A 23256-nucleotide genomic window follows, 5' to 3' on the forward strand; every position below is an offset into this window, starting at 1 on the left:
CGAATACGGAACGCATGGGAAGGGCGCAAGGTCGCGCCAGGCGGCAGCCGAGAGCAGCGGTTTTATCGTCGCAGTTGGGGCAGCTTCACGCGTTCTCTCCTCCGGATGACTCAGGTTGTTTGGTTTGCAGGCAGTAGTGTTCGATCAGCTGCTGCAGCAGACGCACAGTAGGCTGCAAACGTGACATTTCCAGGTACTCGCCAGGCTGGTGGGCGCAGTCGATATCGCCAGGGCCGAGTACCAGGGTTTCGCAGCCAAGCTGCTGAAGATAAGGCGCTTCGGTGGCAAATGCCACCGCTGTGGCGCTGTGTCCGGTCAGACGCTCGGCAATGCGCACCAGCTCACTGTCGGCGTTTTGCTCGAAGGGCGGCACGCTGGGAAACAGCGGGGCGAAATCGATCTTCACCTGATGCTGCTCAGCTAACGGTTGCAGCTTCTGGCGGATTGCCGCGCGCAGGGCTTCTGGCTGCATGCCCGGCAGCGGGCGCAGGTCGAATTCCAGCGAGCATTGGCCGCAGATGCGGTTGGGGTTGTCGCCGCCGTGGATGCAGCCGAAGTTCAGGGTCGGCGTGGGCACGCTGAATTGCGGATTATTGTACTCGCGCTGCCACTGCGCACGCAGGCCGCGCAGCTCGATCATCACGTCCTGCATGGCTTCCAAGGCGCTGTGACCGAGGCTCGGGTCTGAAGAGTGGCCGCTTTGCCCAAGAATATCGATGCGCTCCATCATAATGCCCTTGTGCAGGCGGATGGGCTTGAGGCCGGTCGGTTCGCCAATCACTGCCGCACGGCCCAGCGGCTGTCCGGCTTGCGCCAGGGCGCGGGCGCCGGACATCGAGCTTTCTTCATCGCAGGTGGCGAGGATCAGCAGCGGCTGCTGGAAACGCTGTGTCAGCAAGGGTTGCACGGCTTCGATGATCAGGGCGAAAAAGCCCTTCATGTCGCAACTGCCGAGGCCCACCCAGCGGCCATCGACTTCGGTGAGCTTGAGCGGGTCGGTCTGCCACAGCGCGGCGTCGAACGGCACGGTGTCACTGTGCCCGGCCAGCACCAGGCCGCCTGGACCAGAGCCGTAGCTGGCAAGCAGATTGAATTTGCCGGGGGCGACTTGCTGCACATCGCAGGCGAAACCGAGGTCGCCGAGCCAGCTTGCTAGCAGCTCAATAACGGCGCGGTTGGACTGGTCCCAATGCGCCTGGGTGCAGCTCACCGATGGAGCGGCGATCAGGGCGGCGAATTGGTCTTTGAAAGAAGGCAGGGGCATCGGTCATCTCCGCAAGCGAGGCCCATCATAGGGCCATCGCCTGCGCAGATAAAACCGTGCAGCGGGTATTTAGAGGAAGATACCGCGCATGATGAAGAAGAAGAAAATCGATAGTGCCGCGCCCGCTGGCAGGGTGATGATCCACGACATAAAGATCGAACCGATCACGCCCAGATTCAGCGCGCCGATACCGCGTGCGATACCAATGCCCAATACCGCACCGACCAGGGTGTGGGTGGTAGACACCGGTAAGCCGATGGCCGATGCGCCGACCACGGTAGAGGCGGTGGCCAGTTCAGCAGCAAAACCGCGGCTTGGAGTCAGCTCGGTGATTTCCTTGCCGATGGTCGCGATCACCTTGTAGCCGTAGGTGGCCAGACCGATCACGATACCTACAGCGCCGAGCAGCAATACCCAGCCAGGTACGGCAGACTTCGAGCCGATAGTCAGGTCGCCGCCGGATTGGATGACCCCGACAATTGCCGCCAGTGGGCCGACTGCGTTGGCCACGTCGTTGGCGCCGTGAGCGAAGGCCATGGCGCAGGCGGTAAAGACCATCAATACGGCGAAGACTTTCTCCACGCTGGCGTAGTGGAAGTCTTTGTCAGCTTCTTCATCGACCGTGATCCGGCTTAGCAGAGCGATGCCCAGCAGCATCACCAGTACGCCAACGCCGGCAGCCAGCATCAGATTCTGGTTGCTGTTGAGCTCCAGGCCGATGTGCTTGAGGCCTTTGGTCAGGGTCATGATCGCGACCATAAAACCGGTCAGGAACATATACAGCGGCACGAAGCGCTTGGCATTCAGGAAGGGATTATCGGTATTGATGATCAGCTTCTGCACGCTCATAAACAGGCCGAACGCGACTAGGCCCGAGAGCACAGGAGTCACTACCCAGCTGGCCACGATTGGGCCGACGGCAGCCCACTGCACGGCTTCCATCGATACACCAACGGCAGCAAAGCCAATCACCGCGCCGACAATCGAGTGCGTGGTGGAGACAGGCCAGCCACGGCTGGTGGCAATCAGTAGCCAAGTGCCGGCCGCCAGCAGCGCGGACATCATGCCCAGCACCATAAGGTCAGGCGTGATCGCTTCGGCATCAACAATACCGTTCTTGATGGTTTCGGTTACCTCACCGCCTGCCAGATAGGCACCGCAGAATTCGAAAACCATGGCGATACAGATCGCCTGTTTGATGGTTAGGGCTTTGGAGCCCACCGAGGTACCCATGGCGTTGGCCACGTCATTGGCGCCCACGCCCCAGGCCATGAAAAAGCCAAAAAGACAGGCGAGCACCAAGAGAAGGAGACCGTAGTCCGCAATCAGAGACATAAATAATTAATCCGTAGATTCCAGAAAGGACACTGGCGCTTAGCGCGCCAGCAGTTGTTCCAGTCGGTTGCCGACACGTTCGGCACGGTCGGCTACGTCGCCGATCCATTCGATGATCTTGTAGAGAAACATCACATCGACAGCAGGAAGGTCCTTTTCCAGTTTGAACAGTGCACGGCGGACGTCGATCTGCATCTTGTCGGTGTCACGTTCGATCTGTTCCAGCTCCATGACCATGGATTCGACCAGCGCCGCTTCACGGCCACCGAAGCCGGTTTCCAGCAGCTCGTCGAGCTCGTTCATGGCTTTCAGCGCTTGTGCGCTGGCATCTACGGTACGCTGCACAAAAGCCCGCATCAGCGGCTGCAGTGCCTGTGGAATGGCCATTTCGCGGCCCAGCATAAGGCCGGCGATGTCCTTGGCGCGGTTGGCGACTTTGTCCTGTACACTCAGCAGCTCAAGCAGATCCGAGCGCGGTACGGGCAGGAATAGGCTCTTGGGCAGGTGCAAACGCACGCTTTTCTTGAGCTTGTCGGCCTCATGTTCGAGGCTGGCCATTTCCTGTTGTACCTGTTCCACCTTGGCCCAATCTTCAACCATCACGGCTTCGAAGAAAGGCACAAGATTGGCTGCGCACTCGTGGGCTTTAGCAAAGTGTTTTTGCATCGGCCCAATCGGTGAACGGCCAAACAGGCTGGCAAATGGATTGACTGGCATAGGGTGAACCCCGGCGTTAAGAAGGCGGCAAGTATACGGATCAGTCCGCAGGCTCGCCAGCGCATGTAATCGGACTGTCACAATTTCATAGTAGGCGTTGATTCCCACCATCATGAACAAAGAAACCGAAATTAAACTGCGGGTTAGCCGTGAAACCCTGGCCGCCCTGCGTGATCACCCGTTGCTGAAGAAGCGCAACAAGAGTGGTTGGGAGCAGCGCGAACTGTTCAATCAGTACTTCGATACCCCCGAGCGTGACCTCGCGGCGGCCAAGGTCGCCTTGCGCGTGCGCCGTGACGGCGAGCAGCTCATCCAGACCCTGAAAACCCGCGGGCAGAGCGTGGCCGGTTTGTCCGAGCGCAATGAGTGGGACTGGAACCTGGCCAAGGCCAAGCTGGACCTGAAAAAACTCGATGACAGCTGCTGGCCGGCGGCCTTGGCCGACCTGGACAAGAAACAGCTGATGCCGATCTTCACCACCGACTTTATCCGTGAGAAGGCGGAAATCGCCTGGGGTCGCGGCAAGGCCAAGGTGGTGATTGAGGCGGCGCTGGACCTCGGTAAGGTGATTGCTGGTGAAGGCGAAGAGGAAATCTGCGAGCTGGAGCTTGAGCTGCGCCAGGGTGAGCCTGAGGCATTGCTGGAGCTGGCCGCTGAGTTGGCGGCCGACCTGGCGTTGATGCCCTGCGATATCAGCAAGGCCGAGCGCGGTTATCGCCTGTTCGATGCCGGCAGCTACAGCCTGAATCTGCCGGCGCCGAGCCTGACTGCGCAAACCAGTCTGGATGACAGCGTTGCGGCACTGGCCTGGCACCTCCTTGGCAGCAGCCAGCGCCTGGCCGAACAGTACCGCTTCAATGGCCACTGGCGTTTGCTGGTCGATTGGCTGGAGCAACTGATCGGTCTACGTGCATTGCTCGGCAGTCTCGGCCAGGCGGCGCCGCGCGCCAGCAGTCATGCGCTGCGCGAGCTATTGGATGCCCTGTTGTTGGAGTGGCGCCCACGCGTTCTGGCCGGCCAGGACAATGACAGCCTGCGCAAGAATGCACCGGCGTTGTTCGCTGCCGAGTTGCAGGGTAATCGCTGGGGGCTGTTTTCGCTGAACCTGTCGCGCTGGTTGTTGGCGCGCAACTGGACGGTGGAGCGTAACAACCGTGGCAACCGTCAGGGCGCAGCGCCCCTGGGCAACTGGCTGCCGACTCTGGTTGCGGATGAAGGCGAGGCCTTGCAGCTGCGGCGTTATGTGCAGCAGCCGGAAGACCTCGCCGAGCAGCTACCACGTATCGAGCGCCTGCTGGTTTGGTTGCACCTGGCGCGTGGTGTGCTTGAGGTACCCGAGGTCGATCGCCTGTATGGCGAGCTGAACAAGTTGGTGGAGCTGGCCAATCAGTCCATCGATCCGGACGTGCTAGAGGCGCGCAAGGCGCAGCTGCTGACCATTGGTTCGCTGAAAGCCTGGCGTCAGCTGGTCAAGTAACGGCCGCGTTGCTGTCGGCTTTTTCAGGAGCCCGGATCATCCCCGGGCTCTTCTCGCATCACTCAACTGCCATCCCGAAAGCGCGTCCACACGGCGTCGCGCGTTGCGCTGTGTTTTTCTGGCAGGGTTTCCAGCGGGTGCAAGCGGCGTTTGGTATCGCGGTCCGGGTAGAGGTCGGGCTGGTTGCGCAGGGCTTCGTCAAGAAACTCGCGCGAATCAGCATTGCCACTGGGGTACAGGGTTTCGGCGGTGATCAGTGCCGCCACCTTGGGCTGCATCAGGTAATCGATAAAGCGATGCGCCAGGTCGACGCGCGTGGCGCTGCTGGGAATCACCAGGTTGTCGATAAACAGGATCGAGCCTTCATCCGGCACTAAAAAGCGCACGGGCTGCCCGGCATCCGCGGCGGCCAGGGCATCACCGACCCAGGCCATGGCCACACACAACTTGCCCTGGTTGAGATCCTCGATGTAGCGCTCGCTGTCGACGTAGCGCAGGTTCGGCCGTAAACCGTCCAAGACACGGCTGGAACGTTCGATACGGCTCGGTGCGCTACGCGCCAGGCTGCGGCCCTGATAGTTGAGCAGCAGGGTCAAGGTCTCGTCAGGAGCGTCCAGCACGCTGATGCCGCAACTGGCGAGACGCGCGCTTTGCTCCGCATCAAATAGCAGGCTCCAGCTATTGGGCAGCGGGCCGCCAAAGGCTGCTTCGGCCTGCGGCGTGTTGATCGCCAGCCCGACCGCGCCCCATAGGTAGGGCACTGCATGGCGATTGGCGGGGTCGAGGGCGACTAGGGTGCTGAGTAGCTGCTTGTCGAGGTGTTTGCGGTTGGGCAGCAGGCTGAAATCCAGCGGTTGCAGGGTGCCGCTCTTGATCATCGCTGGCAGGGCGTCGTGTGACGGCACGACAACATCAATGGCTTCACCGGTTGCCAGAACCGCCGCCAACTCTTCAGCGGTGCTGTAGGTGTGGTAGTCGACGCGGATGCCGGTTTCGGCCTCGAAGTCTTTCAGCACCTGCGGGGCGATGTAGTCGTTCCAGTTGTAGACGCGAATCACCTCTTCGGCGCTGGCCAGCATAGGCGTCAGGGCTAGTAGCAATGCGGCAAACAGGCGAGGCATGGAGGTCTCCTGAGAAGTGTGAAGTCGCGTTAACTGAAACGCGCGGCGCAACCTGCCCGTCATCACGCCGGGGCGTGAATAAGCGGCAGGGCTGCGCAACGCGCGGAATTAAATGGCCAGGGCCATAAAAAACGCCGGCTCAATGGCCGGCGTTGGGTGTTGCATCAAACCGTGTGCAAGTACCAGTTGTATTCGAGGTCGGAGATCGAGTTTTCAAACTCGGCCAACTCGCTTTCCTTACAGGCGACGAAGATGTCGATGTATTTCGGGTCGATGTAGCGGGCCAGCACTTCACTGTCGTCCAGCTCGCGCAGGGCATCGCGCAGGTTGTTCGGCAGGCTCTGCTCGTTCTGTTCGTAGGAGTTGCCTTCTACGGGGGCGTTTGGCTCGATCTTGTTGGTCAGGCCATGGTGAACGCCCGCCAGCACGGCTGACATCAGCAGGTACGGGTTGGCATCGGCACCGGCAACGCGATGTTCGATGCGCACCGCGTCGGCTGTGTCGTTAGGTACGCGCAAGGCCACCGTACGGTTGTCAATGCCCCAGCACGGTGAGTTCGGCACGTAGTACTGCGCGCCGAAACGACGGTAGGAGTTGACGTTAGGGCAGAGGAACGCCATTGACGCTGGCATGGTTTCCAATACGCCGCCGATGGCATGGCGCAAGGCGTCATTCTGCTCGGGGTCATCGCAGGCGAAGATATTGTTGCCCTGCTTGTCGAGAATCGAAATGTGCACATGCAGACCGTTACCCGCCTGGTTGGGGTACGGTTTTGCCATGAAAGTGGTGTCCATCTCATGGTCGTAAGCGATGTTTTTCACCAGGCGCTTGAGCAGCAGCGCGTGGTCGCAGGCCTTGATCGGGTCGGCCACGTGGTGCAGGTTCACTTCGAACTGGGCCGGGGCGCTTTCCTTGACGATGGCGTCAGCAGGGATGCCCTGCTCTTTGGCGCCTTCAAGGATGTCCTGCAGGCACTCGGCGTATTCGTCGAGGTCGTCAATCAGGTACACCTGGGTCGACTGTGGACGCTTGCCTGACAGCGGCGACAACGGTGGCTGTGGCCGGCCGTTCACGTTGGCTTGGTCGATCAGGTAGAACTCAAGTTCAAAGGCTGCGCAAATCGTAAGGCCCAGTTCGTCGAACTTCGCCACCACCTGACGCAACACTTCCCGTGGGTCGGCAAAGAACGGCTCGCCTTCCATTTCGTGCATGGTCATCAACAGTTGCGCAGTTGGGCGCTTCTGCCAAGGCTCATTGCTCAGGGTGTTGGGGATGGGAAAGCAGACCCGGTCAGCGTCACCGATATCCAGACCCAGGCCAGTGCTTTCCACTGTTGAGCCGTTGATATCGAGGGCGAATAGGGATGCCGGGAGATTAATGCCGCGCTCGTAAACCTTATGCAGGCTCGCACGCTCGATACGCTTGCCGCGCACCACACCATTCATATCTGCGATCAGAAGGTCGACGAACAGGACCTCAGGATGTTTCTTAAGGAACGCGTTCGCTTCGTTAAGCTGAACGGCACGCGGGGGTACCGACATGATGCAACACCTTTTTTGTTAAAAATATCAATCATGCAACTGCACAGGTGTGAGTCAATCTTAAACACCTGGTGCTGTCAAGAGAGGCGCATTTTGCCCCAAAAGGGTGCTCGATGGCCAGTTTTAGGGCATTACAGGGCAGTGCAGCCCTGCTCAAAGCCTTGCCTGCCGGGGTGCTCAGTCGGGTGTGTTCAATTTTTTACATGACTATTGTGAAAAAAAATGAACAAGGCTAAGCTCGGTCGAAACCCATAACAGCAATAAAACGGGTGTCTCATGTCGCGCCAGCCGATTATCGGCGTTAGTGCCTGCACCAAGCAGATCGGGCACAACATCTACCACACCGCAGGCGATAAATACTTGCAGGCCATCGTACAGGTGGTTGGCGGTATGCCAGTGATCATTCCTGCGCTGGGTGAGCAACTGGATCAGGCTTACCTGCTGCAGCACCTCGATGGCCTGGTTTTTACCGGCTCGCCATCCAACGTCGAACCGCACCACTACGCTGGCGACGCCAGCGAACCCGGCACCGCCCATGACCCGGCGCGTGACAGTACAACCCTTCCCTTGATTAAAGCAGCAATTGCCGCCGGTATCCCGGTGCTCGGCATTTGCCGTGGCTTTCAGGAGATGAATGTGGCCTTCGGTGGCGCGCTGCACCAGCGTGTACATGAGGTTGCAGGGCTGATGGATCACCGCGAGCCGAGTGACCTGCCCGCAGAACAGCAATATGGCCTGCGTCACGCGCTGCATGTGCAGCCGGGCGGGCTGCTCGCCGGCATCGGCTTGCCGGGCGAGATTCAAGTCAATTCCATTCATGGCCAGGGCGTTCAGCGTCTGGCGCCGGGCCTTCGCGTAGAAGCACTGGCGCCTGACGGGTTGATCGAAGCCTTCTCCGTCGAAGGTGCCAAAAGCTTCGCATTGGGGGTGCAATGGCACCCTGAATGGCAGGTACGATCCAACCCGAATTATCTCGCCATCTTCCAGGCCTTTGGTGAGGCTTGCAGGAAGACGGCGGGGCAACGCTGAGCCGACTATATATAAGTCGGCTCTAACCAACCCTGAGGTCTCTATGAGCACCAAATTAGACCAGCTCTCGAGCTGGCTGAAAGAACGCAAAATCACCGAAGTTGAATGCCTGATCAGCGATCTTACCGGCATTGCCCGTGGCAAGATTTCGCCGACCAACAAGTTCCTCGACGAGAAGGGCATGCGCCTCCCCGAGAGTGTGCTGCTGCAGACCGTAACCGGCGACTACGTCGAGGACGACATCTATTACGACCTGCTCGACGAAGCGGACATCGATATGTTCTGCCGCCCGGACGAGAACGCCGTATTCCTCGTGCCCTGGGCCATTGAGCCGACTGCGATGGTGATTCACGACACCTTTGATAAGCAGGGCAACCCGATCGAGCTGTCGCCGCGCAACATTCTCAAGAATGTGCTCAAGCTCTACGCGGACAAGGGCTGGAAGCCAATCGTCGCGCCGGAAATGGAGTTCTACCTGACCAAGCGCAACAGTGACCCGGACTTCCCTCTGGTCGCGCCGATGGGCCGTTCCGGGCGTCCGGAAGTGGGCCGTCAGTCGTTTTCCATCGATGCCGCTAACGAATTCGATCCGCTGTTTGAAGACGTCTACGACTGGTGTGAAATCCAGGGCCTGGACCTCGACACGCTGATTCACGAAGACGGCCCGGCGCAGATGGAAATCAACTTCCGTCATGGCGAGGCCCTGCACCTGGCCGACCAGATCACCGTGTTTAAGCGCACCATGCGTGAAGCGGCGCTCAAGCACGATGTGGCCGCGACCTTTATGGCCAAGCCGATCACTGATCAGCCAGGCAGCGCGATGCACATCCACCAGAGCGTGGTTGACATCAAAACCGGCAAGAATCTGTTCTCCAACCCGGATGGCAGCATGAGCGAACTGTTCATGCTGCACATCGGTGGCCTGCAGAAATACATCCCCGAGCTGCTGCCGCTGTTCGCACCTAACGTCAACTCGTTCCGCCGCTTCCTGCCGGATACCTCGGCGCCGGTGAACGTCGAGTGGGGCGAAGAGAACCGTACCGTGGGCCTGCGCGTACCGGAAGCCACGCCGCAGAACCGTCGCGTGGAAAACCGTCTGGCCGGTGCCGACGCCAACCCTTATCTGGTGCTGGCGGCTTCGCTGCTGTGTGGCTACATGGGCATGGTCGGCGACTTCAAGCCAAGCGCGCCGGTCAAAGGCCGCGCTTATGAGCGCCGTAACCTGCGCCTGCCGATCACCATCGAGCACGCGCTGGAACGTATGGAAGCCTGTAAGGATGCGGAGAAGTTCCTGGGTGAAAAATTCATGCGCGGCTACGTCGCCGTGAAGCGCGCCGAGCACGAAAACTACAAGCGGGTCATCAGCTCCTGGGAACGTGAGTTCCTGCTGCTGTCGGTGTAACCCTCAGGCGGCTGGCGTGGGTGATCCCTGTGCAAGCCGCCACCAAGAATTTTCTGAGGCTGCGGCAATACGCAGCCTGTGTAATCAAGGTGTTGTTATGAACAGTCAAGTGACCAACCCGAAAACCCGCGAGTGGCAGGCCATGAGCCGCGAACACCACCTCGCGCCGTTCAGCGATTTCAAACAGCTGGCGGAAAATGGGCCGCGCATCATCACCAAGGCCGACGGGGTGTACCTGTGGGACAGCGAGGGCAACAAAATCCTCGATGCCATGGCCGGGCTCTGGTGTGTGGCGATTGGTTATGGTCGCAAGGAACTGGCAGACGCGGCTGCGAAACAGATGCAAGAGCTGCCCTACTACAACATGTTCTTCCAGACCGCCACGCCGCCCGCGCTGGAGCTGGCCAAGGCGATTTCTGAGCTGGCTCCGGCCGGCATGAACCACGTGTTCTTTACCGGTTCAGGTTCGGAAGGCAACGACACCATGCTGCGGATGGTGCGCCATTACTGGGCGATCAAGGGGCAGCCAAACAAGAAGGTCATTATCAGCCGGGTTAACGGTTACCACGGCTCCACCGTGGCTGGCGCTAGCCTGGGCGGCATGAAGTACATGCATGAGCAGGGCGACCTGCCGATTCCGGGCATCGTGCACATCCCGCAGCCGTACTGGTTCGGTGAAGGCGGCGATATGAGCCCCGAAGCGTTCGGCATCTGGGCCGCTGACCGGCTGGAGCAGAAGATCCTCGAAGTCGGCGAAGAGAATGTCGCCGCCTTTATTGCCGAGCCGATCCAGGGCGCGGGCGGCGTGATCATCCCGCCGGACAGCTACTGGCCGCGTATCCGCGAGATCCTCGCCAAGTACGACATTCTGTTTGTTGCCGATGAAGTGATCTGCGGTTTTGGCCGTACCGGCGAGTGGTTCGGTAGCGATTACTTCGGTAATACGCCGCACATGATGACCATCGCCAAAGGCCTGACCAGTGGCTACATCCCCATGGGCGGGCTGATCGTGCGCGACGATATCGTCGAGGTACTCAACCAGGGCGGTGACTTCAACCACGGCTTCACTTATTCCGGGCACCCGGTTGCGGCGGCTGTGGCGCTGGAAAACCTGCGCATTCTGCGCGAAGAAAAGATTGTTGAGCGCGTCAAGGCAGAAACGGCACCGTATTTGCAAAAGCGTTTGCGTGAACTGGCTGATCACCCGCTGGTGGGTGAAGTGCGTGGCGTTGGCATGTTGGGCGCCATTGAGTTGGTGCAGGACAAGGCCAGCCGTCAACGTTTTGCCGGAGATGTCGGCGTTGGCATGATCTGCCGCGGTCACTGCTTTAATAACGGGCTGATCATGCGCGCCGTGGGCGACACCATGATCATCTCGCCGCCGCTGGTAATCAGCCACGCGGAAATCGACGAACTGGTTGAAAAGGCCCGTAAATGCCTCGACCTGACTGCCGCAGAGGTGCTGGTTTAAGGTTCAATTACCTTTGGTTTCAGATGCTTACGTCTGAAAGTTGTCAACGGGTGGTGACCTTGCCAGACTGCGCCAATGCGTAGCTCAGGCTCACCGGAAGGTGCTGCAGATGGCTGCGCATCTTCCGGAAAACGACTACAACAACAGGAGCTGTACGCATGAACACATTCGGCAAAACCCTTCTCGCGTTGTCCCTTGCTGGGGCCGTAGTGAGTGCCGCACACGCGGATGACAAGGTCCTGCACGTTTACAACTGGTCCGACTACATCGCAGAAGACACCCTCGACAACTTCCAGAAGGAAACCGGTATCAAGGTCGTCTACGACGTCTTTGATAGCAACGAAACCCTGGAAGCCAAACTGCTGGCCGGCAGCTCCGGTTACGACATCGTGGTACCGTCCAACCCATTCCTGGCCAAGCAGATCAAGGCCGGTGTGTTCCAGAAGCTGGACAAGTCCAAGCTGCCAAACTGGGAAAACCTCGACAAGAGCCTGCTTAAGGCCCTCGACCCAAGCGATCCAGGTAATCAGTACTCGATCCCTTACATGTGGGGCACCATCGGCATCGGTTACAACGTCGACAAGGTTAAAGCGGCCCTGGGCGAAGACGCACCGGTCAATTCCTGGGACCTGGTGTTCAAGCCGGAAAACATCGCCAAGCTGAAAGACTGCGGTGTGTCCTTCCTCGATTCACCGACCGAAATCCTCCCAGCAGCCCTCAACTACCTGGGCTTCAAATCCGATAGCACCAATGCTGCCGAGCTGAAGAAAGCCGAAGAACTGTTCCTCTCGATCCGTTCCTCGACCTCCTACTTCCACAGCTCCAAGTACATCGGTGACCTGGCCAACGGCAACATCTGTGTGGCCATCGGCTACTCGGGCGACCTGTACCAGTCCAAGTCCCGTGCTGAAGAAGCCAAGAACGGCGTGAACATCTCCTACAGCATCCCGAAAGAAGGTGCTGGTAGCTTCTTCGACATGATGGCCATCCCGGCTGATGCGAAAAACGTCGAAGCCGCTCACGTGTTCCTCAACTACCTGATGAAGCCAGACGTGATGGCCAACATCACCAACTTCGTGCAGTTCCCGAACGGCAACGCGGCGGCCACCCCGCTGGTTGACGAAGTGCTGCGCAACGACCCGGGCATTTACCCGGACGCTGCCACCATGGCCAAGATCTACACCTTCCCGGATCTGCCAGCTAACGCGCAACGCGCGATGAACCGCAGCTGGACCAAGATCAAATCGGGTAAGTAATGCCATAGCCCTAACGGTGTGCGGTGGCTTGCTCCGCCGCATTCACCCACAACAATAAGGAAGCTCCTATGCGTCGTACCCCACTTCTGGCTGGCCTGCTGGCCGCCGCCGTCAGCATCAGCGCTGTGCAAGCCGCTGAACCCGTAGTCAATGTCTACAACTGGTCTGACTACATCGGCGAAACCACCCTGGCCGACTTCCAGAAGGCTACTGGCATCAAAGCCATGTATGACGTGTTCGACTCCAATGAAACCCTGGAAGGCAAACTGCTGGCGGGCCGTTCCGGCTACGACATCGTGGTGCCGTCCAACCATTTCCTCGGCAAGCAGATCAAGGCGGGCGCGTTCCAGAAGCTCGACCGCAGTCTGCTGCCGAACTGGGAGAACCTTGATCCCGCGCTGCTCAAGCAGCTGGAGGTCAACGATCCTGGCAACCTGTATTCGGTGCCGTACCTGTGGGGCACCAATGGCATTGGCTATAACGTGGCCAAGGTCAAAGAAGTACTCGGCGTCGACGAGATCGACTCCTGGGCCATGCTCTTCGAGCCAGAGAACCTGAAGAAGCTCAACGCCTGCGGCGTGGCCTTCATGGATTCGCCCGACGAGATGTTCCCGGCCGTCCTTAACTACCTGGGCCTTGACCCACGCAGCACCAATGCCGAGGACTATCAGAAAGCCGAAGCCAAGCTGATGGCCGTGCGTCCTTACGTCACTTACTTCCATTCCTCGAAGTACATTGGCGACCTGGCCAACGGCGACATCTGTGTAGCGTTCGGTTATTCCGGCGATGTATTCCAAGCAGCGGCGCGTGCTGAAGAAGCCGGTAAAGGCATCGAGATTGCCTACAGTATTCCCAAGGAAGGCGCCAACCTGTGGTTCGACCTGATGGCCATTCCGGCCGATGCGAAGAACGTCAAGGAAGCGCATGCCTTCATCAACTACTTGCTTGACCCTGCGGTGATCGCCAAGGTCAGTGACTATGTGGGTTACGCCAACCCGAACCTCAAGGCGGGCGAACTGATGGACCAGGAAGTGCGTAACGATCCGTCGGTCTATCCAGCGCAAGCCGTGCTGGACCGTCTCTACATCTCTGCTGAGCTGCCACCGAAGATCCAGCGTGCGATGACGCGCGCCTGGTCGAAGATCAAGTCAGGCCAGTAAGCGGAAGCTGAAACACAGCGTACGGCAGGCTTTGCCTGACCGTACGGCCCGCTGCGTGATGCGCGGCAGATTTTATTCGGGTCCACGACCCATTATTTGCGGGAGTTTTGGTAATGGCAGTTGCTTCCAGTGCCTATAAAAAGGTTCTCGAGGGTGATCAGCAACCGAAAGAGGTGCTGGTCAAGATCGAGCGCGTAACCAAGAAATTTGATGAAACCATCGCCGTTGATGACGTTTCGCTGACCATCAACAAAGGCGAAATCTTCGCCCTGCTCGGCGGTTCCGGCTCGGGTAAATCGACCCTGCTGCGCATGCTCGCCGGCTTCGAGCGACCGACAGAAGGGCGCATCATTCTGGACGGTGTCGACATTACCGACCTGCCGCCCTACGAGCGGCCAATCAACATGATGTTCCAGTCCTACGCGCTGTTCCCGCACATGAGCGTGGCTGACAACATCGCCTTCGGCCTCAAGCAGGACAAACTGCCTAAGGCTGAAATCGACGCCCGCGTCGACGAGATGCTCAAACTGGTGCACATGACCCAGTACGCCAAGCGCAAGCCGCACCAGCTCTCCGGTGGTCAGCGTCAGCGTGTGGCCCTGGCCCGTTCGTTGGCCAAACGCCCGAAACTGTTGCTGCTCGACGAACCTATGGGTGCTTTGGACAAGAAGCTGCGCTCGCAAATGCAGCTTGAGCTTGTCGAGATCATCGAGCGCGTCGGCGTAACCTGCGTGATGGTGACCCACGACCAGGAAGAGGCCATGACCATGGCCCAGCGCATTGCCATCATGCACCTGGGCTGGATCGCCCAAATCGGCAGCCCGGTGGACATCTACGAAACCCCGACCAGCCGCCTGGTCTGCGAATTTATCGGCAACGTCAACCTGTTCGAAGGCCAGGTGGTCGAGGACATGGAAGGCCATGCACTGATCGCCAGCCCGGATCTGGAACGCAACATCTACGTTGGCCACGGCGTCAGCACCTCGGTGCAGGATAAGAGCATCACCTACGCGATTCGCCCGGAGAAGTTGATCGTCACCACCGAGCAACCGACCTGCGAATACAACTGGTCGCGCGGCACCGTGCATGACATCGCCTACCTCGGCGGCCACTCGGTATTCCACGTGCTGCTGCCAAGCGGCAAAGTGGTGCAATCCTTCGTTGCCAACGCCGAGCGGCGTGGCGCCCGACCTACCTGGGACGATGAAGTGTTCGTCTGGTGGGAGGACGATAGCGGGGTGGCATTGCGCTCATGAACATTATCCGAAGCATCAGCCGCCGTATGCCCAAGGGCCGGCACCTGGTTATCGGGGTGCCGTTCCTCTGGCTGTTCCTGTTCTTTATGTTGCCGTTCTTCATTGTTCTGAAGATCAGCTTCGCCGAAGCCGACGTGGCCATCCCGCCGTACACCGACGTGTACACCTGGGTGGAAAACAAATTCACCCTGGTACTCAACCTGGGTAACTACATCTTCCTCAGCGAAGATGCGCTGTACCTGGCTGCTTACCTGGGCTCCCTGAAAATGGCCGCGGTCAGCACCTTGTTGTGTTTGGTCATCGGCTTCCCGATGGCGTATGCGATTGCCCGCGCCGACAAGGATAAGCAGATGGTCCTGTTGCTGCTGATCATGATGCCGACCTGGACGGCCATCCTGATCCGCGTGTACGCCTGGATGGGTATTCTCAGCAACAACGGCCTGCTCAATGGCTTCCTGATGTGGTTGGGGTTGATCAACGAGCCGTTGCAGATCCTCAACACCAACTTGGCGGTGTACATCGGTATCGTTTATTCGTACCTACCCTTCATGATTCTGCCGCTGTTCGCCAACCTGGTAAAACACGACCAGAGCTTGTTGGAAGCGGCTGCGGATCTGGGTTCGAGCACCTATAACAGCTTCTGGAAAATCACCGTGCCGTTGGCCAAGAACGGCATCATCGCCGGCTGCATGCTGGTGTTTATCCCGGTGGTGGGTGAGTTCGTGATTCCGGAACTGCTGGGCGGCCCCGAAACCCTGATGATTGGTAAGGTGCTGTGGCAAGAGTTCTTCAACAACCGCGACTGGCCTGTAGCCTCTGCCTTGGCGGTGGTGATGCTGGCGATCCTGATCGTGCCCATCATCCTGTTTAACCGTAACCAAGCGAAAGAGATGGAGGGTCGACCATGAAGCGTTTCAGTTTCTCCAACTTCATGCTGTGGGCCGGCCTGACCTTTATCTACCTGCCCATGCTGATTCTGGTCATCTACTCGTTCAACGCCTCGCGGCTGGTAACGGTGTGGGGCGGCTGGTCGCTGAAGTGGTACATGGGTCTGCTGGACAACACCCAGCTGATGAACTCGGTCATGCGCTCGTTGGAAATCGCCTGCTACACCGCGATTGCCGCCGTAGCGCTGGGCACCATGGCCGCCTTCGTGCTGACCCGCGTCACTCGCTTCAAGGGTCGCACGCTGTTCGGTGGCCTGGTCACCGCGCCGCTGGTAATGCCTGAGGTGATCACCGGTCTATCGCTGCTGCTGCTGTTCGTGGCCATGGCCCAGCTGATCGGCTGGCCTGCTGAGCGGGGCGTGCTGACCATCTGGATCGCCCACACCACCTTCTGTTCGGCCTATGTGGCCGTGGTGGTGTCGTCGCGTCTGCGTGAGCTGGACCTGTCCATCGAAGAAGCGGCCATGGATCTGGGTGCTAAACCGTGGAAGGTGTTCTTCCTGATCACCATCCCGATGATTGCGCCTTCGTTGGCGGCCGGCGGCATGATGTCCTTTGCCCTGTCGCTGGACGACCTGGTTCTCGCCAGCTTCGTCTCCGGTCCAGGTTCCACGACCTTGCCGATGGAAGTCTTCTCTGCCGTGCGTTTGGGCGTGAAGCCGGAAATCAACGCCGTGGCCAGCCTGATCCTGCTGGCCGTGTCCTTCGCCACCTTCCTGGTGTGGTTCTTCGCCCACCGTGCCGAAGAGAAGCGCAAGAAGGCCCTGCAGCAAGCCATGGATGAAACCACCGGTGCCGCGTTAATGAACGGCCCCGACAGCCGTCGTGATCCATCGCAAGTGCATGCCTGATCGCACCTCGAAGTAACCCACAAGGGCCGCATTAGCGGCCCTTGTGCATTCTGCTGCAGCACTGACCAGTCAGCCCGGCCAGTGTTGCACCGCCCGCTGATCTTGGTTACAACCTCAGCCATCAGCCATCAGCCATCAGCCATCAGCCATCAGCCATCAGCCATCAGCCGTCCGGATTGCCTGCCATGACCGACTCAAACAGCACCGAAAGCGCGGTGTACAAGACCCTGCTGGAGTCGACCAAGGCCATCCCCTGGAAGATCGACTGGGCGAGCATGACTTTCGCCTACATCGGCCCGCAGATCGAAACCCTGCTCGGTTGGCCGCAGGCCAGCTGGGTCAGTGCCAACGACTGGGCAGAGCGTATGCATCCCGAAGACCGCGACAGCGTTGTGGCCTTCTGTGTGTCGCAGTCCCAGGCGGGCACCGACCATGAGGCCGACTACCGCGCCCTGACCCGAGATGGCGGTTATGTGTGGATTCGCGATGTGGTGCATGTGCTGCGTAATGAAGCGGGCGAGGTGGAGTCGCTGATTGGCTTTATGTTCGACATCAGCGAGCGTAAGCAGACCGAACAGCAGCTGCAGCAATTGCAGCAACAGTTGGAAGAGCTGTCATACCTCGACGGCCTCACCGGCGTGGCCAACCGACGCATGTTCGACAGCCGCTTACAGGTGGAGTGGAGCAACGCTCAGCGCACCGGTCAGCCGCTGTCACTGATCCTGCTGGATATCGACTACTTCAAGGAATACAACGATCACTACGGGCATATCCAGGGCGATGATTGCCTGAAAGGCGTTGCTCGGGCCTTGAGTGCCGCCGCCGTGCGCCCGCGTGACCTGATGGCCCGCTATGGCGGTGAGGAGTTTGTTCTGCTGCTGCCGGAAACCGATGCCCAGGCAGCTGCCCAGGTTGCCGAGCGCTGCCGCCAGCTGATACATGAGCAACAGATTCACCACGCGCATTCGCGCGTCAGTACATGGCTGACCCTGAGCCTCGGTGTAGGTACCCTGACACCGGGCCCGCTCGACGCGCCCCAGGCCTTCCTCGAACAGGTTGATCGCCTGCTCTACAAGGCCAAGCACGCCGGGCGTAACCAGGCCATGCTGGCCGCAGCCCCTTAAGGCGCCTGGTTACGCGTTAACGCGGCTTGTATTGGCTTGGGCAATACGCCCGTGACACCTGCGGGTCACGCAGCTGCAGGTGCTTGGTCTGCCGACCACTGACCCGTTCACGCCACAGCTTGAAGCTGCTCGGTTTGAGGTGGCGCCGCATCAAGGCGATCACCTGCGCTTCGGGCAGGCCAAACTGCACCTCAATGGCCTCAAATGGGGTGCGATCTTCCCAGGCCATCTCGATCACCCGTGACACCTCATCTGCTGATTGCAGCATCTTGCACCTCAATCCGTCTGAGCACGTCGGGCAGCCCCGCGAGCTGCGCCACCTTGCAGGTTATTCAAGCTGTCAGCCCAGCACTGCCTGGGCCCGCGCGGCATGCAGCTTCTTGTAGCTTTCTATCAGCCGCAGATGGCGGTCCAGCCCTTCCAGCTGCATATTGGTCGGCGTCAGGCCGTAGAAGCGCACGCTACCGTCCAGTGAGCCCAGTACCGCGTCCATGCGCTCATTGCCAAACATGCGGCGGAAGTTCGGCTCGAAGTCGCTCATCTCCAGTTCGTCGTCCAACTGCACTTCCAGCGCCGCGTTCAACGCCTGATAGAACAGGCCGCGCTCGACGGTGTTGTCGTTGTACTGCAGGAACATTTCCACAAGTTCTTTGGCGTCGTCGTACTTCTTCAGGGCGAGGTGGATCAGCAGTTTCAGCTCCAGAATCGTCAGCTGGCCCCACACTGTGTTGTCATCGAACTCGACGCCGATCAGCGTGGTGATATCGGTGTAATCGTCGACATCGCTGTTTTCCAGGTTGCGCAGCAGGGATTTCAGGCCGCGATCATTCAGGCTGTGCAGGTTGAGGATGTCCGCGCGGAACAGCAGCGCCTTGTTGGTGTTATCCCAGATCAGGTCCTCAACCGGGTAGATCTCCGAATAGCCTGGCACCAGGATGCGGCAGGCCGTGGCGCCCAGGTGCTCGTACACCGCCATATAGGCTTCTTTGCCCATGGTTTCGAGGATGCCGAATAGGGTGGCGGCCTCCTCGGCGTTGGCCTGCTCGCCTTCGCTGGAGAAGTCCCACTCGACGAATTCGTAATCGGCTTTAGCGCTGAAGAAGCGCCACGACACCACGCCGCTGGAGTCGATGAAATGCTCGACGAAGTTATTCGGCTCCATCAGCGCCTGGCTTTCAAAGGTCGGCGGCGGCAGATCATTCAGGCCCTCGAAGCTACGGCCCTGCAGCAATTCAGTCAGGCTGCGCTCCAGCGCCACTTCAAAGCTTGGGTGCGCGCCGAACGAGGCGAACACGCCGCCAGTGCGCGGGTTCATCAGGGTCACACACATCACCGGGAATTCGCCGCCCAGGGAGGCGTCCTTCACCAATACCGGGAAGCCCTGTGCTTCGAGGCCCTGAATACCGGCGAGGATGGCCGGATACTTGGCCAACACCTCGGCTGGCACGTCAGGCAGGCACAGCTCTCCTTCGAGGATTTCGCGTTTAACTGCGCGCTCGAAAATCTCCGACAGGCACTGCACCTGCGCCTCAGCAAGGGTGTTGCCGGCGCTCATGCCGTTGCTCAGGAACAGGTTCTCGATCAGGTTGGACGGGAAGTACACCACCTCGCCATCGGACTGACGTACAAACGGCAGCGAGCAGATGCCGCGCAGCGTATTGCCCGAGTTGGTGTCGTACAGGTGCGAGCCGCGCAGCTCGTCGTCCGGGTTGTAAATCGCCAGGCAGTAATCGTCGAGAATCTCCGCTGGCAACGCATCCTTGGGTCCCGGTTTGAACCAGCGCTCGTCCGGGTAATGCACGAACGCCGCATTGGCGATCTCCTCACCCCAGAACTGATCGTTGTAGAAGAAATTGCAGTTCAGCCGCTCGATAAACTCGCCCAGTGCCGACGCCAGCGCGCCTTCCTTGGTCGCGCCCTTGCCGTTGGTAAAGCACATCGGCGAATGCGCATCGCGGATATGCAGCGACCACACGTTGGGCACGATATTGCGCCACGAGGCGATCTCAATCTTCATGCCGAGCTTGGCCATGATGCCCGACATATTGGCGATGGTTTCTTCCAGCGGCAGGTCCTTGCCGAGGATGCGCGTGCCTTCACCGGCCGTCAGCGCTGGGATCAACAATGCCTGGGCATCGGCGTCGAGGTTTTCCACCTCTTCAATCACGAACTCCGGCCCGGCCTGCACCACCTTCTTCACTGTGCAACGGTCGATGGAGCGCAGAATGCCCAGGCGATCCTTCTCGGAGATATCTGCCGGCAACTCGACCTGAATCTTAAAGATCTGCTGGTAGCGGTTTTCCGGGTCAACGATGTTGTTCTGCGACAGGCGGATGTTGTCGGTGGGGATGTTGCGGGTATCGCAATACAGCTTCACAAAGTACGCCGCGCACAACGCCGATGAAGCCAGAAAATAATCAAACGGCCCCGGCGCTGAGCCATCGCCCTTGTAGCGGATGGGCTGGTCAGCCACCACCGTGAAGTCATCGAACTTGGCTTCAAGTCGGAGGTTGTCGAGAAACTTGACCTTGATTTCCATACGGGATTACCAGAATACGGGCTAAACGAATGGCGGCCATTATCCGGGTTTTCGGCGGGAAGTGGTGCGCGGTGCGGATAGGACTGACGAGCGAGCAGCGGGCTGACGCCGTCTGCTACTGTGTCGATTGAGTGCCGGCCTCCGCCTCAGGGGCGGGCTTTAGCCCGTACCGTTTAACGAAGCGAACGGTTTGAACCTGTTGTTAAGTGTCTTGCACGCATTTGCCCGCGAACTGGGAAGTTTCTTTGCTTAATCCGCCACCAACGACAATCGCAGCGCTTAATATTACGCAATTTTTGATTATGTATTGGCCTTCAAGTGTTAGTGCGTAAGGGAACTTAATGAAGCACACTTCGGGCAAGATGAATAATGGCAATATTGTTCCGAAAAGCTGCAAAAATAGTAATGTTAATGCGACTCTCAATAGGGGCTTGATCAGAAGGCAAACGCCAATAGCAATTTCCCAAGCACCTAATATAGGGATAAATAAATCTGGAGGCAGCCACGTTATTGTATTTGTCACTAGGTCATTTACTGGACTTAGGCCAAGTGGTTTTAGAGCTCCAAGCCATATGAATATAATTGATAATGAATATTTAAGTAAGGTCTGGCCATGCTTGTGCATCCATTCCGCCGCAATTTTGTCGCATCTTCCGAAGGTAAAAACTCCTACTTTAAATTCCATGATTTCTTCCCGAAGACACTTAAATATAATTAGACGACATGTCCATATCTGCACACTGTTGCCACTGCTGGCAATAAGTATCCAAATCTGGCCATCTTGTATCCATATCTGACCATCCGCGATTAATGATCCGTTCTTGCAGTCCAAGCTCGATTGCTACTTTGTAACTCAGCAGCCAGGCTTTCTGTTCAGGCTGCCACTTACCACCAGCCTACTTTACCGCCAGCTGCATGTCCTTCTCGTGAAAACCGACGCGCACGAATACCAACGCTGCTGGTTGTTTGGGCGGTTGGGTGCGGGTTTGGGTGGTTTGTGTTTGCTTTCGACGATCAGTTCGACGGTGGTGTAGCTGAACTGCTGTTCGGCGTCGTAGCGTTCGACAAAGTGTTTGCTGCCGTTCTTGCCTGACGTGAGGCTTTTTACAACGTCCATATCGTGCCCCGTGGGGTCGCAGTGTCCTGCTGGCAGTCTGCCTGTATCCACTGGGGGGCTCAAGTGAGCATAAGGCGGACACGCTTCGCGTTGTCCGACCTATAGGGCTGCTGAGGGGTATTGCGCCCCTCGTGTGTTCTCGGTCTAGTTGGCCGAGGTGTTCAGGCTTTGCAGCAGGCGGTAGTAGAAGCCACTGGCATTGGCCAACGTATCGATCGCTATGCGCTCGTTGGTGCCGTGCATACGCGGCAGGTCGTCGCGCTCCATCAGCAGTGGGCTGAAGCGGAAGACGTTGTCGGTCAGCGGCTCGTAATAGCGCGAATCAGTGCCGCCGACGGTGAGGTTGGGGCTGACCAGGGTATTGCCGAAACTCTGGCGGATCACCTCGGCGAACTGTTGATAGGCCTCGCCTCTGACATCGGATACCGCCGAAGGCTCGCGCCCGCCGGGCATGACTTTGACCTGAATCTGTTCATCCGCCACGGCGCTGCGTACATGTTCGGCCACGCTGGCGATGCTGTCGCGCGGGTGGATGCGCAGGTTGAGGGTGGCGCGGGCGCTGGGCGGCAGGACGTTTTCCTTGATGCCGGCGCGCAGCAGCGTCGGCGACAGCGAGGTTTGCAGTTGTGCAGCGCCGGCCGGCGAGGCGGCCAGTTGTTGTTCCACCAGCGGGCCGAACAGCCAGAGGTTGGCGAAGATCAGTCGGTAGCCGAAGGATTGCGCTGGGGTGAAGCTGGCCAGCAGGTCGCCAGTGGGGCCGTCGAAGCCGCGCTGGAAGGGCGCATCGCCCACCCGTTGCAGGGCTTGGCTGAGACGGCCGATGGCGGTTTCATCAAAGGCGGGCGGCTGTGAGGAATGACCACCCTGGGCGTTGGCTTGCAGGGTCAGGCTGACGTAGCCCTTTTCCGCAATGCCGACCACAGCTACGTCCTGGCTGACGCCGGGGATTTGCCCGCGCACCACAAAGCCGCCTTCATCGCTGACCCAAGCCAGGCGTTTGCCCTGTTCCTGCAACTGCGCGGCGATGCGTCGGTTGCCCTGGTGGCCGCCGATTTCTTCATCGTGACCGAAGGCCAGCAGCACGTCGCGTTGTGGCTGGAAACCCTGGGCGATCAGGGTTTCCACCGCTTCGAGAATCGCCACCATCGAGCCTTTGCTGTCGATGGCGCCACGGCCCCAGACAAAACCCTCGGCAATCGCCCCGGAGAATGGCGGATGGGTCCACAGCGCTTCGGTGCCCGGTGCGACGGGCACCACGTCCTGGTGCGCCATCAGCAGGGCAGCGGGTAATTGCGCGTCCTTGCCCGGCCAGCGCAGCAGGATGCTCGGGCTGCCAGTGGCGAGCGGCTCAGTGTTGGCGGTGACCTGTGGGTAGCGCTGTGCCAGCCAGTCACGCATGCCGGCAAAGGCGGCGTTGCTGGCCGCCAGTTGGCTGGCCGGCGCGCCGACCTGATGCGACAGGGTCGGCAGACGAATGGCAGCCGCCAGGCTTTCGGCAGCGCGTTGACCATCCAGCCCTTCGGGCAGACTGACCGGCGCGCTGTTGTAAGCCGCAGCCGGTAGCAGCAGGGTGCGGCCTACCACCACGGCCAGCAGGCCGAGCAGGATGAGCAGCAGAAGCAGTAACAGGCGTTTCATCGCCGTTCTCC

20 protein-coding genes are annotated in these 23256 nt (G+C 59.3%); 10 read left to right on the plus strand and 10 right to left on the minus strand.

Annotated elements, in window-relative coordinates:
- Nucleotides 1-85: 85 nt before the first annotated feature.
- The 3 genes from argE to CUR33_RS00905 all read right to left on the minus strand — a co-directional run bounded on the left by argE (nucleotide 86) and on the right by CUR33_RS00905 (nucleotide 3316).
- Nucleotides 86-1264, minus strand: a complete 1179-nt coding sequence (argE, locus tag CUR33_RS00895; RefSeq protein WP_289238417.1) for an acetylornithine deacetylase — start codon at nucleotides 1262-1264, stop codon at nucleotides 86-88.
- Nucleotides 1265-1333: 69 nt separating this feature from the next.
- Nucleotides 1334-2599 carry an inorganic phosphate transporter gene (locus CUR33_RS00900; protein ID WP_090254511.1) on the minus strand — a complete coding sequence of 422 codons (1266 nt, stop codon included), beginning with the start codon at nucleotides 2597-2599 and terminating at the stop codon, nucleotides 1334-1336.
- Between the two features lie 39 nt (nucleotides 2600-2638).
- Nucleotides 2639-3316: a TIGR00153 family protein gene (locus tag CUR33_RS00905; RefSeq protein ID WP_090254514.1), complete on the minus strand. Its 678-nt coding sequence runs from the start codon at nucleotides 3314-3316 to the stop codon at nucleotides 2639-2641.
- 112 nt (nucleotides 3317-3428) lie between these two features.
- On the opposite strand from CUR33_RS00905, the gene CUR33_RS00910 reads away from it, so the two are divergent.
- Nucleotides 3429-4793, plus strand: a complete 1365-nt coding sequence (locus CUR33_RS00910) for a CYTH domain-containing protein (protein ID WP_289238418.1) — start codon at nucleotides 3429-3431, stop codon at nucleotides 4791-4793.
- A gap of 62 nt (nucleotides 4794-4855) precedes the next feature.
- On the opposite strand, the gene CUR33_RS00915 is transcribed toward CUR33_RS00910, so the two are convergent.
- Together CUR33_RS00915 and CUR33_RS00920 are read right to left on the minus strand one after the other, a co-directional pair.
- Nucleotides 4856-5914 (minus strand): polyamine ABC transporter substrate-binding protein, encoded by a 1059-nt coding sequence (locus CUR33_RS00915; RefSeq protein ID WP_289238419.1) that lies wholly within the window; start codon nucleotides 5912-5914, stop codon nucleotides 4856-4858.
- Nucleotides 5915-6078: 164 nt separating this feature from the next.
- A complete protein-coding gene (locus tag CUR33_RS00920) occupies nucleotides 6079-7455 on the minus strand; it encodes a glutamine synthetase family protein (RefSeq protein WP_090254520.1) in 1377 nt (458 codons plus the stop codon).
- Between the two features lie 276 nt (nucleotides 7456-7731).
- On the opposite strand from CUR33_RS00920, the gene CUR33_RS00925 reads away from it, so the two are divergent.
- From CUR33_RS00925 to CUR33_RS00965, 9 genes are all read left to right on the plus strand, one after another.
- Nucleotides 7732-8484: a gamma-glutamyl-gamma-aminobutyrate hydrolase family protein gene (locus CUR33_RS00925; RefSeq protein ID WP_289238420.1), complete on the plus strand. Its 753-nt coding sequence runs from the start codon at nucleotides 7732-7734 to the stop codon at nucleotides 8482-8484.
- 43 nt (nucleotides 8485-8527) lie between these two features.
- Entirely contained in the window at nucleotides 8528-9886 is a 1359-nt protein-coding gene (locus tag CUR33_RS00930) for a glutamine synthetase family protein (protein WP_090254525.1), read from the plus strand.
- A gap of 97 nt (nucleotides 9887-9983) precedes the next feature.
- Nucleotides 9984-11357, plus strand: coding sequence for an aspartate aminotransferase family protein (locus CUR33_RS00935; RefSeq protein WP_090254527.1), 1374 nt, complete (start codon nucleotides 9984-9986; stop codon nucleotides 11355-11357).
- A 158-nt stretch (nucleotides 11358-11515) separates the two neighbouring features.
- Nucleotides 11516-12613 carry an extracellular solute-binding protein gene (locus CUR33_RS00940; protein ID WP_090254529.1) on the plus strand — a complete coding sequence of 366 codons (1098 nt, stop codon included), beginning with the start codon at nucleotides 11516-11518 and terminating at the stop codon, nucleotides 12611-12613.
- Nucleotides 12614-12681: 68 nt separating this feature from the next.
- Nucleotides 12682-13773: a polyamine ABC transporter substrate-binding protein gene (locus tag CUR33_RS00945; RefSeq protein ID WP_160086611.1), complete on the plus strand. Its 1092-nt coding sequence runs from the start codon at nucleotides 12682-12684 to the stop codon at nucleotides 13771-13773.
- Between the two features lie 113 nt (nucleotides 13774-13886).
- Nucleotides 13887-15029 carry a polyamine ABC transporter ATP-binding protein gene (potA, locus tag CUR33_RS00950; RefSeq protein WP_090254534.1) on the plus strand — a complete coding sequence of 381 codons (1143 nt, stop codon included), beginning with the start codon at nucleotides 13887-13889 and terminating at the stop codon, nucleotides 15027-15029.
- A gap of 26 nt (nucleotides 15030-15055) precedes the next feature.
- Complete coding sequence (locus tag CUR33_RS00955) at nucleotides 15056-15937, plus strand: ABC transporter permease subunit (RefSeq protein ID WP_167147075.1); 882 nt, start codon at nucleotides 15056-15058, stop codon at nucleotides 15935-15937.
- Entirely contained in the window at nucleotides 15934-16827 is an 894-nt protein-coding gene (locus tag CUR33_RS00960; protein ID WP_090254539.1) for an ABC transporter permease subunit, read from the plus strand. Before CUR33_RS00955 ends, CUR33_RS00960 begins: the two co-directional genes overlap by 4 nt.
- A gap of 185 nt (nucleotides 16828-17012) precedes the next feature.
- On the plus strand, nucleotides 17013-17951 hold the full coding sequence (locus tag CUR33_RS00965) for a sensor domain-containing diguanylate cyclase (RefSeq protein WP_289238421.1): 939 nt from the start codon (nucleotides 17013-17015) through the stop codon (nucleotides 17949-17951).
- A 16-nt stretch (nucleotides 17952-17967) separates the two neighbouring features.
- Here the strand turns inward: CUR33_RS00965 and CUR33_RS00970 are convergent, their stop codons facing one another.
- The 5 genes from CUR33_RS00970 to CUR33_RS00990 form a co-directional block, all read right to left on the minus strand.
- Nucleotides 17968-18219, minus strand: a complete 252-nt coding sequence (locus tag CUR33_RS00970; RefSeq protein WP_090254542.1) for a TIGR03643 family protein — start codon at nucleotides 18217-18219, stop codon at nucleotides 17968-17970.
- A gap of 72 nt (nucleotides 18220-18291) precedes the next feature.
- The gene (locus tag CUR33_RS00975; protein WP_289238422.1) at nucleotides 18292-20490 is read right to left on the minus strand and encodes an OsmC domain/YcaO domain-containing protein; all 2199 of its coding nucleotides are present in this window, start codon (nucleotides 20488-20490) and stop codon (nucleotides 18292-18294) included.
- Nucleotides 20491-20692: 202 nt separating this feature from the next.
- Nucleotides 20693-21175 carry a hypothetical protein gene (locus tag CUR33_RS00980; RefSeq protein ID WP_289238423.1) on the minus strand — a complete coding sequence of 161 codons (483 nt, stop codon included), beginning with the start codon at nucleotides 21173-21175 and terminating at the stop codon, nucleotides 20693-20695.
- 216 nt (nucleotides 21176-21391) lie between these two features.
- Entirely contained in the window at nucleotides 21392-21607 is a 216-nt protein-coding gene (locus tag CUR33_RS00985) for a hypothetical protein (RefSeq protein WP_289238424.1), read from the minus strand.
- A gap of 144 nt (nucleotides 21608-21751) precedes the next feature.
- Nucleotides 21752-23245 carry a M20 family peptidase gene (locus tag CUR33_RS00990; RefSeq protein WP_289238425.1) on the minus strand — a complete coding sequence of 498 codons (1494 nt, stop codon included), beginning with the start codon at nucleotides 23243-23245 and terminating at the stop codon, nucleotides 21752-21754.
- Between the last annotated feature and the right edge of the window lie 11 nt (nucleotides 23246-23256).

It is taken from the genome of Pseudomonas sp. FEMGT703P (genome assembly GCF_002786345.1).
Lineage (GTDB): Bacteria > Pseudomonadota > Gammaproteobacteria > Pseudomonadales > Pseudomonadaceae > Aquipseudomonas > Aquipseudomonas peli.

What these genes read in the sequence shown, in the direction of transcription:
- argE (WP_289238417.1), bottom strand. Translation starts at nt 1,264, where the DNA reads ATGCCCCTGCCTTCTTTCAAAGACCAATTCGCCGCCCTGATCGCCGCT.
- CUR33_RS00900 (WP_090254511.1), bottom strand. Translation starts at nt 2,599, where the DNA reads ATGTCTCTGATTGCGGACTACGGTCTCCTTCTCTTGGTGCTCGCCTGT.
- CUR33_RS00905 (WP_090254514.1), bottom strand. Translation starts at nt 3,316, where the DNA reads ATGCCAGTCAATCCATTTGCCAGCCTGTTTGGCCGTTCACCGATTGGG.
- CUR33_RS00910 (WP_289238418.1), top strand. Translation starts at nt 3,429, where the DNA reads ATGAACAAAGAAACCGAAATTAAACTGCGGGTTAGCCGTGAAACCCTG.
- CUR33_RS00915 (WP_289238419.1), bottom strand. Translation starts at nt 5,914, where the DNA reads ATGCCTCGCCTGTTTGCCGCATTGCTACTAGCCCTGACGCCTATGCTG.
- CUR33_RS00920 (WP_090254520.1), bottom strand. Translation starts at nt 7,455, where the DNA reads ATGTCGGTACCCCCGCGTGCCGTTCAGCTTAACGAAGCGAACGCGTTC.
- CUR33_RS00925 (WP_289238420.1), top strand. Translation starts at nt 7,732, where the DNA reads ATGTCGCGCCAGCCGATTATCGGCGTTAGTGCCTGCACCAAGCAGATC.
- CUR33_RS00930 (WP_090254525.1), top strand. Translation starts at nt 8,528, where the DNA reads ATGAGCACCAAATTAGACCAGCTCTCGAGCTGGCTGAAAGAACGCAAA.
- CUR33_RS00935 (WP_090254527.1), top strand. Translation starts at nt 9,984, where the DNA reads ATGAACAGTCAAGTGACCAACCCGAAAACCCGCGAGTGGCAGGCCATG.
- CUR33_RS00940 (WP_090254529.1), top strand. Translation starts at nt 11,516, where the DNA reads ATGAACACATTCGGCAAAACCCTTCTCGCGTTGTCCCTTGCTGGGGCC.
- CUR33_RS00945 (WP_160086611.1), top strand. Translation starts at nt 12,682, where the DNA reads ATGCGTCGTACCCCACTTCTGGCTGGCCTGCTGGCCGCCGCCGTCAGC.
- potA (WP_090254534.1), top strand. Translation starts at nt 13,887, where the DNA reads ATGGCAGTTGCTTCCAGTGCCTATAAAAAGGTTCTCGAGGGTGATCAG.
- CUR33_RS00955 (WP_167147075.1), top strand. Translation starts at nt 15,056, where the DNA reads ATGCCCAAGGGCCGGCACCTGGTTATCGGGGTGCCGTTCCTCTGGCTG.
- CUR33_RS00960 (WP_090254539.1), top strand. Translation starts at nt 15,934, where the DNA reads ATGAAGCGTTTCAGTTTCTCCAACTTCATGCTGTGGGCCGGCCTGACC.
- CUR33_RS00965 (WP_289238421.1), top strand. Translation starts at nt 17,013, where the DNA reads ATGACCGACTCAAACAGCACCGAAAGCGCGGTGTACAAGACCCTGCTG.
- CUR33_RS00970 (WP_090254542.1), bottom strand. Translation starts at nt 18,219, where the DNA reads ATGCTGCAATCAGCAGATGAGGTGTCACGGGTGATCGAGATGGCCTGG.
- CUR33_RS00975 (WP_289238422.1), bottom strand. Translation starts at nt 20,490, where the DNA reads ATGGAAATCAAGGTCAAGTTTCTCGACAACCTCCGACTTGAAGCCAAG.
- CUR33_RS00980 (WP_289238423.1), bottom strand. Translation starts at nt 21,175, where the DNA reads ATGGAATTTAAAGTAGGAGTTTTTACCTTCGGAAGATGCGACAAAATT.
- CUR33_RS00985 (WP_289238424.1), bottom strand. Translation starts at nt 21,607, where the DNA reads ATGGACGTTGTAAAAAGCCTCACGTCAGGCAAGAACGGCAGCAAACAC.
- CUR33_RS00990 (WP_289238425.1), bottom strand. Translation starts at nt 23,245, where the DNA reads ATGAAACGCCTGTTACTGCTTCTGCTGCTCATCCTGCTCGGCCTGCTG.